Genomic DNA, 9,089 nt, shown 5'->3' with positions numbered 1-9,089 from the left:
GAGCCTGAACATGGCTTTCGCAGATTCAAGCAGCACCCGCATGGCCTATGTGAAGGAGGTGACGGAGGGCACGACCCCGGCCTCTCCTGCCTGGAAAACCCTGCGCTACACGGGTGAGCAGCTCCAGTACCAGAAGCAGACCACGACCTCGAATGAGATCCGGCCGGATCGCAACGTCTCCGACGTCATCCAGGTTGGCCGGCAGGTGTCGGGCTCGATCAATTTCGAGTTGTCCTATGCGACGCTCGACGATCTGCTCGAGGGCGTGCTTGGCGGCACTTGGGCAACCAACGTCTTGAAGAACGGCGTCACGCGTCATGCGTTTTCGTTCGAGAAGACCTTCGAGCAGGGCGCAACCGACAGCTTCCTTCGCTATCGCGGCTGCCTGATCGGCGGCATGTCACTCGACATCACCGCACAGCAGATCGTCACCGGCTCGGTGAACATCATGGGCCTCGGCGGTTCGGCCGGCACTACGGCGCTCGCCAGCGCGACGTATGCGGCGCCGAATGCAAACCCGGTTCTCAATGCGTCGTCGGATTTCGCGTCGCTCGCAATCGGCGGTGTCAGCCCCTCCCCGCGCATTCGCTCGCTCTCGCTGCAGATCGAGAATAACCTTCGCGCTCAGCCGGAAGTCGGCAACATCGACCTCGCGGGCATCGGGCTTGGCCGCTGCGTCTTCACGGGCCGGATGGAGGCCTATTTCGAGAGCCTCGCGCTCTACAACGCGATCCTCAACCACGACGACATCGACCTCGCCTTCACGGTCGGGGCCGACACCGGCTCGAAATACACGGTGACTCTGCCCCGCATCAAGCTGCTAAACGGCGATCCGATGGCCGGCGGCAATGACCAGGACGTCATGCTGCCGATCGACTTCCAGGCCATCTATGACGCCTCCGGCTCGCCGGCCTTCGGCGCGACCATGAGCGTCACCCGCGGTGTCTCGTGATGGCTGAGACGGTCGAGATAATCCAGACCTTCGACGCCTACCCAGAAGGCCGCAGACGGACATTCCTCAAGGGCGAAACACCATCTCTGGATGCTGATTTCGCCCTTTCCCTCAAAGCGAAGGGCCTGGCGCGTGCGGTGAAAGCCAAGCCTGCGCTAAAGCCCGCCAAACCCTTCCCCAAAGCTCTAAGCGAGGATGCATGAGCACTTTCGAATTCGACGGCTTCGACGCCTACTCTTTGGATGAAAATCTTGAGAACGGCCAAGGCGTAACCATCGAGTACGACGATGGGCGTCGCTTCACGATCCACCGTGCCGGCGGTGCGAACAAGCGATTTGGCCAGCTGCTGTCCGCCAGGATGAAGCCCCTCGCACGCAAGATCGAGACTGGCACGCTCCCCGACGAAACGGCCAATCGGATTTTGGCTGAGGTTTACGCTGCAACTGTCATCATCGGCTGGGAAGGCATTACGTCCAAGGGGCAGCCGGTTCCATTCACTGCTGAGAACGTGGTCGCATTCCTCTTGGCAATGCCTGAGGTGTTCACTGCGATCCGCCAGGACGCGAACAACCTGGCCAATTTCCGCCGGGAAGCGACAGAAATCGCCGCAAAAAACTAACCGAGGCGCTCCTCTGGGATCTCGAATGGGGAGCGCATGAAGAATGGTTGCGAGATGGTGCGGAGGCTGGGCATCCAACGCCCGCCCTCGATCGCAAGGTCACGGTCTGGGATCATCTCCTCTGGGTCTTCGAGGCGTTCACCGCCTTGTCAGGCTCGCGACAGATCCACATGGCTGGGGCCAGGCCGATCTCAGTCTCTGAGATCCACGCTTACTGCGAACTGATGCAGATCGATGACCTCGAAGAGAGGGCTGACTTTCTTCAGTTCATTGGGCGCATGGATCGCGCATTGCTAGGTTTCTACGAGAAGCGCAGGCCGAAAAGATAAACCGGCCATACGCTTAAGCATGGCGTTTCGTCGCGACTATCATCCCGAACAGGGTGCGAGCTGAATCGAGGCTCGTAGCCTTGGCCAAAACCTCGAAGTCGGCGCCGCGCTGACAACTGATGAAATAGCCGGACGCCCCGCCCAAATTATCTCTGTCAACATACTCGGCATAGGTCTGGCTGTGGACAGGAGAGACGTATACGGTTTCACCAGACGCAAGTTTTGCCATCAAGGTGATGTCGTCCATGGCCGATACTCCAAACTACGGGTTTCATCCCAGCCCCGAGTTCACGGTGAACCATATTTCTGAATATCTGGCGACTGAAAACGCTCTTCAGCGCACGCGGATCATACGCGCAGCAAAGTTTCCCAAGAAAGTGGAAATTGCAGCCTACGCTCAGATCCGAAAGTCACTGCAAGCCGCGCTTTCCAAGCCCGAATTTGACCGAAGTGGGTTGGAGCTCCTCGCGGACCGGTTGAGTACAAAGGCTCGGCGGGAAACTGGATACGCCCGTGACGAGGCTCTACGGTGCGAGAGAGCCGTTCGTGCATTCATCGAAACAGTCCAGTCGACGGCGTTGTCGAAATTGCAAATTTCCCCAGCGCCGTCACCACTTAGGCTACATCAAAGCGGCGTCCGCCTCAAAGTTACAATGGATGCAGCCGTTTCGTCAGAAACTGGCGGGACGGTCAATTCTGGGGGCATTGTCCTTCTTTATGCGTTTTCTGCTGATCGCGGGCCAGTCAAGGATCGGCTCAACGCCATGACCGGACTTCTCTTTTGGGCGCTTGAGGGAGGTCAGATGGAGCCGCTTCCGCGACTTTGCTTGGCAATTGATTTAGCTGGAGGAGAGGTCCTTAGGGCGAGCTCGTCACATATTCGCTTTCGGCAGCACGTCGCGGAGTCTTGTCACGAAATCGCAGCAAGGTGGGAAACCATTGACCCCCCTGACGACTATGATGGCCCCGACTGGCGATAGGGTGCCAATCACGCCGTATCAAGCGGTTGTCGCGTGTCGGGCCCATCCTCTATGCTCCGGCCAACAATAGGCGGGAGGCGAGTATGCGGGTTCTGGTGGTTAGGTTAGTGGCGCTCGGGATGGCGGGTGATGTTAAGCGTATCCTTAGTGATTCTGACCAGATGTTACCCTTCCAGCTTTCCTGACCAATGCCGGGTAGCCATGCATCGCAGAATGGAAATTACCGGATACTCCTGATCGCGCATAAAATTGCTGCTCTCGTCCGATTGCGCCCTTAAGCCATTCAATATTTTCACCGGAAGATTTGCTATCCTCCACTCCAATTATACCAGCATGGATCTCGCGACTGATTTCCTCAGCGAGCACGGCCACGTTAATTCTTCCTAATCTCGACGGTATTTCCCACTGTCCTTTGCGTTGAAAGGCTCTTGCGACTAGGTCCGAATCCTGGAGCCGGCTGCCTAGCACAAATAGCGCCACGAGCGGAACCAAATATCCGAGCTCAATCGGAGGGTTCTCTCTCCCTCTACTGATCGCAATGACCTCGATAATCAGCATCAATCGCTCGCACTGTCTAAGAGATAGACGATAATATTCGCAACCGGTCGCAATGAACTCGGACGCATTATCAATGGGCGAATAAAGAGAATCTTTTACTGTTTTGGAGAATCGATAAAATATTCCATCGACAAAATCATGCAATTCCGGCTCGTCAAAATAGTAAACCGATGTAAAAAATCTTGATAAATAGTGCAATGAATCAAAATTTTCTCCATAAACAGCGCAAACAGAATGCCTAAGCTGATCATTATTAGTTGCTATGACAAAAACAACGTTTTTTACACTAAATAGATGCTTAATTCGTTCGAGTGTTCGAATGGCGTAGTCGGGGCGGCATCGATCTAATTCATCAATTAAGACGAATAGAGGGCGATCATCCAATGCAGTTTTCTTGTAAACACAGTCAATTGTTAATTCAATGTTTTCACGAAAAACCGATACCGACTTTTTCTTTTGCTCGAACGATTTAACTAATTTCTCGGCATAAGCATCAATCGATTTTCCAACCATATTTGTTGTCGCGCGCTCCGCGTCTCGAATGTTGTTTTCAGTGGGCATCTGTGTTGAGCCCTCATTAAAACGATCTCTGGCACTGTCTATAATCTCTTCTGTCGCAGCGCCTGTAATACTACTAAAAGCGCGCTTTGCCGTTGCGGCAAACAGGTCCACCGCGAGAGTCGCCCCAGCCTGTTTTGCTTTAACCCACGCGTTTTTTACCCCCAGTTTACGACCGATATGAGGTTTTATGACCTTATCGATCGACGATATTATGGGAACTAGAGGATCATCGGCGAAATCATCCTCCCACGTGTTAATGTAGCAAGATAGAAACTTTAGTTTTTCTAGATTCTGATGAAATCTTTTAAGGAAAAACGTCTTCCCAGCGCCCCAGTCTGCGTCAACATTCAAAACGAAAGCCGAATCGCGGGAATAGGTACTTAAATGTCGACGATTAATAAGTAGTCCCAGTAGAAACGTGGCATCGGCCTTTCTATCAAAGAGGTCATCTTTCCAAATATCATTTTCCTCACAAGTCATATTAGATACCCCTTCGCTTCTAATGAGCATTTTTGCATCAAAACAAAAGCTTTAACCCAGCCGCTAACTGCCTCCCCGCAAATGAGAACCGCAGAAACAACTGTGAAAGAGCGGGGATCGGGCCCAAGATACTTTTATCGAACGCCCTTAGGTAACAGTGGCTGAGCGTTCACCGTTTGGAGCTGGCCCAAGCTCGAAACCACAGAACCGGCAGATTTTTGCCGCGCGCTTTATTGTTTCCGCACAGCGAGGACATTCCATCGTGGAGTTCCCCGGCGGCTCGTCGATAGCGATCCGAAGCCTCAGAGGCTCTTGCGGCGTAAGGTCAGGGAGAACGGCGAGGATCGCCAGCGCTAGGATCGGGGAAAGCACAAGCGCGAACATTATCCATAAGGCCTTCTCTCTTCCGCGCTTTTCTGCGAAATGGCCAGCCAGTATGGAAAGGCCGAGCCATAGTGCCAGTGCGATAACGAGCTCCATTTCACTTCACCGTTATGCGGGCGATAAAGCTTTCGATGCGCGAAATGATGACCGCGATGCCGATCAGGATGAACCCGCCGATGAGACACGTCAGTACGATCTGGACTTGAATATCGCTGCGGATCGTTGACGTCGTTATGAACCCGACGACGATCGACACAATGCCAAGAACGGCGAAAAGATACCTCATAGCGCCCTCCCCCGAAGTCAAATTGGGCGGGATTATGGCAGGGAGGAATCTAGGAGTCGATCATCATTTCGACGACCAATTGCGTCGTGACCAGATGCTTCTCGCGGAACATGTCGCGATCACAACTCCGCATCACGGCGCTTACTTTTCATTCGTGGGGATGGCTGAAGCCTCAAGACGGATGTTCAGCGCCTTCGTCACGCCCAGTAAGGTGGAAAGCGTCGGGTTCCCTGTTGGCGATAGGGCTTTGTACAGCGCTTCCCGGCTCAGACCCGCATCACGGGCAACCTGCGACATGCCACGGGCGCGAACGATCACGCCGAGAGCATGGGCGATATATCCCGCATCCCCGGTTTCCAGGGCATCACGGAGGAAAACAGCCTGCGATTCCGGGTCGCCCAGATACTTGGCCGCGTCGAAAGGTGTGGTCTCAATGGTCATGGCCGATCTCCTGCGCCATCTTCTTGGCCCGCTTGATATCCCTCTCCTGCGTCCGCTTCGTCCCGCCGCACAGTAGGATGTAGATTATCCCGCCACGGCGGCAGAAATAGACCCGGTAGCCGGGACCATAGTCGATCCGAAGCTCACCAATCCCCTCGAAAACCTTGGCATCGCCGACTAAGCCATATCCCAAGCGTTCGATCCTGGATGCCACAAGCGCGGCCGCCCTTTGATCCTTAAGGCCGTCGAGCCATTCGGAAAATTCAGAGGTCAGGCGGACTTCGTTCGTCATGTGTAGCTTATAGTTATCATATGGGCAGCTGTCAACTTTAAACTACAGGCACGGCCTCTTGAGAGCCGGGGACGGCGATCGTACGCATCAGCACCTTGTTAGCGTAGCCCAGCACCGCTAGGATCGCCGGAAATGGGGAGGTATTGGGCAATCGTGCCGACGGCCGCAGGTGAAGCCGTGTTTAGAAGATCCTCGGTCTCGTCACCTTGCGAATGTTTGCATCCGGTACGACAATGGCCAGGGTCGCAGTTCGGCGTTGAAACAGCTTGACAAGGAATTTGTTATTGTCGTCCGCACACGGTCAAACTGCCGCAACACAAACAATAGCGATTGACTGAGCGCCACATTGGAATGAGCGTCATGACGAGGACCATCAAGCTTAAGATCTTGGGGCGGGGGGTGGATACCGATGCGCCAACCGTTGATGACCTCCTTGACCAGGTCCGCGACTATTTTGAAATCCTACGAGGAGTTGAGCAGGCCGTCGCAGAGGATGGGTCTTCGGCCATTGAATGGCGCATTGTGAGTGCAAGTATGAACAGCCCCCTTGCCCTCGAAGCGGGGGCCTTCCCACGACAATTTGCCATGAATGTGGATCATCGCGCAAAAGTGGTGATCACACATGCCGCAAACGGCTTGAATGCGCTGCAAACTAGCAGCAAGCGGCCGCCTTTTTTTAGTGAGAAGGCGCTCGCGCGAGCAGAGCGTTTTTTTGAACGCGTAACGAACGGGCTTTCCGAGACAGCCGTTGAATATGGCCTCGGTCTGCCACCCACCACCCTGAACAGAGATAACGCCACTTCGGCAGCGGCCAACGTGAAAGCAATCCTTAAGCCACAGGCTAAGCCATATAGGGAAATTGGCTCCATCGAGGCTGTGGCTCACGGGTTCGACCGGGATGGATGGGGACACCCAATTCTGAAAGTTCGTCATCGCCTCACGGGCGATGATATCAACTGCCGCGTGGCAGGTCGTGCGCTGGAGGCCGTAGAGGCTAGGCAAGTAGGAGATATTTGGAGTAGCTGCCGCGTTCAGCTATTTGGCACTATTTATTATAAGACCTTAGGCCGAATTAGCCGGATGGACGCCCAAGAAATCCGCTTTTTAAGAGGGCGTTTCGAGCTCCCAACCTTGGACGATGTCGTGGACGAGCGCTTCACAGGCGGATTGCTTAGCGAGGACTATCTGGAGAGGATGCATAATGGCAAACTCTCCTAAGCGCGTTTACTGGGATGCGTGCACCTGGATCGATTTACTCCAAAACGAAAGGATAGCTGATGAGAACGGGCGGATAGTCCAAGACCGCGCAACAATGTGCAAGGCTGTTATTCACCAAGCAGCCACTGGCAGCATTGAGATTGTCACTTCCGCTCTCTCGTTGGTTGAGGTTTGCAAACACCCACGCGTGAGATCTGATAGCCCCGATCTAATTGCAGAATACTTTGAAAACGATTTTGTAATCCTGGCCAACCTTGATCGTTTCTCGGGTGAAAGAGCTAGAGAACTTATGCTCGCAGGATACTCGAAGCTCAAACCACCTGATGCGGCGCATTTGGCCACTGCGGCCATAACCAACGTCGAGGAGATGCATACGTTCGACGATAAGCTCTTGAGCCTCGATGGGTTTATTGATCGGGCGGATGGCATAAAGCTGAAGATCTGTACGCCCCACGCCGATGGGCCGTCGCTGCCTCTGCTAGAGTTGATTGCGGGCTCCACGCTTGAGGGCGATTCATCCGGTAGTGATCCCAACGAAGAGCTTTTAGATGAGGATTTGGACGCCCTTAACGCAGACTTAGAGGCATTGGAGCGCGCGCAAAATAACCACAATTCCCCTGCGATCCCTTCAAAATCGGGAAGGCGTTGATGCGAGTGTTTGTCGTTGTGGTAGCGGGTGCGCTGGCGTTCTGCGTTGCAGGTTGTGTCAGTGTAAAGCCGGGTAGTGAGCGCGTTCGCTTTCTGTCAAACCCCGAACTCGTCAAGGGTTGCACGTTCATTACCCAGGAGACGCTGGCGCTTGGCGGCTTGGACGCAATCAAACCTCTTGAGGAAATCACTATCCGCATGAAGAACAAGGCGGCCGAGTTGGGCGGCACTGATGTGTTGACGCCGGGGCCGAAGTTAACGACGCCCGGGCCGATGACGACGATCACTGGCGACATTTACCGCTGCGGCTCATAGGCAATTAAGCCTGCAGCTCCTTCGTGGGTGCGAATGAGGCGGCCGATCGTGGGTTAGAGGAAACCCTTCTGCCTGAGCCACTCTGCCACAATTCGCCGGATCATTTCCGATCGAGAGGGATTGTCAGATTCTGCGGCCGCGGCCTTGTCGATCGCAGCGGTAAAATCGGGAGAGGAACGCAACCCGATCATAGGGTCGCGGCCAGTCGCTGGCCGCCCTCTCTTTTTTGGTTTATCCGATATTGACTCGTTCATGAGTTTTTGCTAAACCAAAAAGCGAGCCAAGGCAAGACTGGTCCTCTTGCCCTGGCTCTAACCGAAACGCAGATCCTTGGGAGATCGCGAATGGCTACCTATGTCCATAACACATCACTCGATCGTGCCGCCATCATGCGCGCAGCATGGGCCATTTTTCGAGAGGTTTACCGTTTTCCAGCCGTCCCCTTCGCCAGCATCGGCAGGAAATGCTTCGCCTGGGCGCTTCGCGAGGCATGGCGCCGGGGGCGTGAGAAGGCCCGTGCCGCTCTCGTGAAGCCGGAAGCCCGCAAGGCAGAGGTCATCAGGCTTCATCGCGAGATCGAGGTTCTCGATTTCGCAGACACTTTTACCGCCGCCGATAACCGGCGCCGGGAGGCCCTGCGCGATCAGATCGACCGGCTTGCGGCGTGAGGATGAGATGGCAAAACTGACCAGGAGACAGGCGGCCTCCAGCTTAGCCGGAGCCGCGACAATGGCCTTCGCTGTCAACGTCCCACTCGACAGCGCATCAGGGGGCTATGAGGCGTCGGCCGATGAGCGCGAGGCCCTTCTAGATGCATATGCTGAGTGGCTGTTCAGTGAACTCAAGCTGCTTGCGATGGAACGGCATGGCTCGACCGAGCGCATGCTGTTGATCAAGAAAACTCGCGCCGGCGACTTCCATTGGCCCGCTGACAAAAGTTGGACAGAGGTTCCGAAACCCTCGACCCGAGCCGCGTCGGTGCTCACCCATGTCGGCGCGAACTGGCAAGTCGAGGACTGATCCAAC

General features: G+C 55.0%; 16 protein-coding genes. 10 read left to right on the top strand and 6 right to left on the bottom strand.

The genetic code is table 11. From position 1 onward, the window contains the following. The first annotated feature begins 10 nt into the window (after positions 1–10). The 4 genes from C7450_RS16880 to C7450_RS35135 are packed head-to-tail and all read left to right on the top strand — an operon-like array spanning position 11 to position 1,900. Entirely contained in the window at positions 11–952 is a 942-nt protein-coding gene (locus tag C7450_RS16880) for a phage tail tube protein (protein WP_110375639.1), read from the top strand. Next, positions 952–1,155 (top strand): hypothetical protein, encoded by a 204-nt coding sequence (locus tag C7450_RS16875; protein WP_110375638.1) that lies wholly within the window; start codon positions 952–954, stop codon positions 1,153–1,155. The genes C7450_RS16880 and C7450_RS16875 overlap by 1 nt, the downstream gene beginning before the upstream one ends. After that, on the top strand, positions 1,152–1,571 hold the full coding sequence (locus C7450_RS16870; protein WP_110375637.1) for a hypothetical protein: 420 nt from the start codon (positions 1,152–1,154) through the stop codon (positions 1,569–1,571). Before C7450_RS16875 ends, C7450_RS16870 begins: the two co-directional genes overlap by 4 nt. A 47-nt stretch (positions 1,572–1,618) precedes the next feature. Next, complete coding sequence (locus tag C7450_RS35135; protein ID WP_110375636.1) at positions 1,619–1,900, top strand: phage tail assembly chaperone; 282 nt, start codon at positions 1,619–1,621, stop codon at positions 1,898–1,900. 13 nt (positions 1,901–1,913) lie between these two features. Here the strand turns inward: C7450_RS35135 and C7450_RS16860 are convergent, their stop codons facing one another. Further along, the gene (locus C7450_RS16860; RefSeq protein ID WP_110375635.1) at positions 1,914–2,147 is read right to left on the bottom strand and encodes a hypothetical protein; all 234 of its coding nucleotides are present in this window, start codon (positions 2,145–2,147) and stop codon (positions 1,914–1,916) included. On the opposite strand from C7450_RS16860, the gene C7450_RS33590 reads away from it, so the two are divergent. Continuing rightward, positions 2,146–2,880 (top strand): hypothetical protein, encoded by a 735-nt coding sequence (locus C7450_RS33590; protein ID WP_146227372.1) that lies wholly within the window; start codon positions 2,146–2,148, stop codon positions 2,878–2,880. The genes C7450_RS16860 and C7450_RS33590 overlap by 2 nt on opposite strands. Positions 2,881–3,024: 144 nt before the next feature. Here the strand turns inward: C7450_RS33590 and C7450_RS16855 are convergent, their stop codons facing one another. The 4 genes from C7450_RS16855 to C7450_RS16835 form a co-directional block, all read right to left on the bottom strand. After that, the gene (locus tag C7450_RS16855; RefSeq protein WP_110375634.1) at positions 3,025–4,509 is read right to left on the bottom strand and encodes a KAP family P-loop NTPase fold protein; all 1,485 of its coding nucleotides are present in this window, start codon (positions 4,507–4,509) and stop codon (positions 3,025–3,027) included. Between the two features lie 451 nt (positions 4,510–4,960). Continuing rightward, positions 4,961–5,149 carry a hypothetical protein gene (locus tag C7450_RS16845; protein WP_110375632.1) on the bottom strand — a complete coding sequence of 63 codons (189 nt, stop codon included), beginning with the start codon at positions 5,147–5,149 and terminating at the stop codon, positions 4,961–4,963. A gap of 141 nt (positions 5,150–5,290) precedes the next feature. Further along, positions 5,291–5,590 carry an addiction module antidote protein gene (locus C7450_RS16840; RefSeq protein WP_110375631.1) on the bottom strand — a complete coding sequence of 100 codons (300 nt, stop codon included), beginning with the start codon at positions 5,588–5,590 and terminating at the stop codon, positions 5,291–5,293. Further along, the gene (locus tag C7450_RS16835) at positions 5,580–5,882 is read right to left on the bottom strand and encodes a type II toxin-antitoxin system RelE/ParE family toxin (RefSeq protein WP_110375630.1); all 303 of its coding nucleotides are present in this window, start codon (positions 5,880–5,882) and stop codon (positions 5,580–5,582) included. The genes C7450_RS16840 and C7450_RS16835 overlap by 11 nt, the downstream gene beginning before the upstream one ends. Before the next feature lie 360 nt (positions 5,883–6,242). Here C7450_RS16835 and C7450_RS16830 point away from each other — a divergent pair, with 360 nt between their 5' ends. The 3 genes from C7450_RS16830 to C7450_RS16820 are packed head-to-tail and all read left to right on the top strand — an operon-like array spanning position 6,243 to position 8,063. After that, positions 6,243–7,100, top strand: coding sequence for a hypothetical protein (locus C7450_RS16830; protein ID WP_146227371.1), 858 nt, complete (start codon positions 6,243–6,245; stop codon positions 7,098–7,100). Further along, entirely contained in the window at positions 7,084–7,749 is a 666-nt protein-coding gene (locus tag C7450_RS16825; RefSeq protein ID WP_170147279.1) for a type II toxin-antitoxin system VapC family toxin, read from the top strand. The genes C7450_RS16830 and C7450_RS16825 overlap by 17 nt, the downstream gene beginning before the upstream one ends. After that, positions 7,749–8,063 (top strand): DUF4156 domain-containing protein, encoded by a 315-nt coding sequence (locus C7450_RS16820; protein WP_110375627.1) that lies wholly within the window; start codon positions 7,749–7,751, stop codon positions 8,061–8,063. Before C7450_RS16825 ends, C7450_RS16820 begins: the two co-directional genes overlap by 1 nt. Before the next feature lie 53 nt (positions 8,064–8,116). Here C7450_RS16820 and C7450_RS35125 read toward each other — a convergent pair whose 3' ends face one another. Continuing rightward, positions 8,117–8,254 carry a ribbon-helix-helix protein, CopG family gene (locus C7450_RS35125; protein WP_110375626.1) on the bottom strand — a complete coding sequence of 46 codons (138 nt, stop codon included), beginning with the start codon at positions 8,252–8,254 and terminating at the stop codon, positions 8,117–8,119. Positions 8,255–8,407: 153 nt separating this feature from the next. Here C7450_RS35125 and C7450_RS16810 point away from each other — a divergent pair, with 153 nt between their 5' ends. Beyond that, complete coding sequence (locus C7450_RS16810; RefSeq protein WP_110375625.1) at positions 8,408–8,731, top strand: hypothetical protein; 324 nt, start codon at positions 8,408–8,410, stop codon at positions 8,729–8,731. 7 nt (positions 8,732–8,738) lie between these two features. Beyond that, entirely contained in the window at positions 8,739–9,083 is a 345-nt protein-coding gene (locus tag C7450_RS16805; protein WP_146227370.1) for a hypothetical protein, read from the top strand. Positions 9,084–9,089 lie beyond the last annotated feature (6 nt).

The organism is Chelatococcus asaccharovorans, assembly GCF_003201475.1.
Lineage (GTDB): Bacteria > Pseudomonadota > Alphaproteobacteria > Rhizobiales > Beijerinckiaceae > Chelatococcus > Chelatococcus asaccharovorans.
Note: the sequence above shows the minus strand (reverse complement) of the source record. Positions and strands in the feature narration are given on the sequence as shown.

Excerpts from the sequence above, each read along its gene's own strand:
- C7450_RS16880 (WP_110375639.1), top strand. The coding sequence starts at position 11 with ATGGCTTTCGCAGATTCAAGCAGCACCCGCATGGCCTATGTGAAGGAG.
- C7450_RS16875 (WP_110375638.1), top strand. The coding sequence starts at position 952 with ATGGCTGAGACGGTCGAGATAATCCAGACCTTCGACGCCTACCCAGAA.
- C7450_RS16870 (WP_110375637.1), top strand. The coding sequence starts at position 1,152 with ATGAGCACTTTCGAATTCGACGGCTTCGACGCCTACTCTTTGGATGAA.
- C7450_RS33590 (WP_146227372.1), top strand. The coding sequence starts at position 2,146 with ATGGCCGATACTCCAAACTACGGGTTTCATCCCAGCCCCGAGTTCACG.
- C7450_RS16860 (WP_110375635.1), bottom strand. The coding sequence starts at position 2,147 with ATGGACGACATCACCTTGATGGCAAAACTTGCGTCTGGTGAAACCGTA.
- C7450_RS16855 (WP_110375634.1), bottom strand. The coding sequence starts at position 4,509 with ATGCTCATTAGAAGCGAAGGGGTATCTAATATGACTTGTGAGGAAAAT.
- C7450_RS16845 (WP_110375632.1), bottom strand. The coding sequence starts at position 5,149 with ATGAGGTATCTTTTCGCCGTTCTTGGCATTGTGTCGATCGTCGTCGGG.
- C7450_RS16840 (WP_110375631.1), bottom strand. The coding sequence starts at position 5,590 with ATGACCATTGAGACCACACCTTTCGACGCGGCCAAGTATCTGGGCGAC.
- C7450_RS16835 (WP_110375630.1), bottom strand. The coding sequence starts at position 5,882 with ATGACGAACGAAGTCCGCCTGACCTCTGAATTTTCCGAATGGCTCGAC.
- C7450_RS16830 (WP_146227371.1), top strand. The coding sequence starts at position 6,243 with ATGACGAGGACCATCAAGCTTAAGATCTTGGGGCGGGGGGTGGATACC.
- C7450_RS16825 (WP_170147279.1), top strand. The coding sequence starts at position 7,084 with ATGGCAAACTCTCCTAAGCGCGTTTACTGGGATGCGTGCACCTGGATC.
- C7450_RS16820 (WP_110375627.1), top strand. The coding sequence starts at position 7,749 with ATGCGAGTGTTTGTCGTTGTGGTAGCGGGTGCGCTGGCGTTCTGCGTT.
- C7450_RS35125 (WP_110375626.1), bottom strand. The coding sequence starts at position 8,254 with ATGATCGGGTTGCGTTCCTCTCCCGATTTTACCGCTGCGATCGACAAG.
- C7450_RS16810 (WP_110375625.1), top strand. The coding sequence starts at position 8,408 with ATGGCTACCTATGTCCATAACACATCACTCGATCGTGCCGCCATCATG.
- C7450_RS16805 (WP_146227370.1), top strand. The coding sequence starts at position 8,739 with ATGGCAAAACTGACCAGGAGACAGGCGGCCTCCAGCTTAGCCGGAGCC.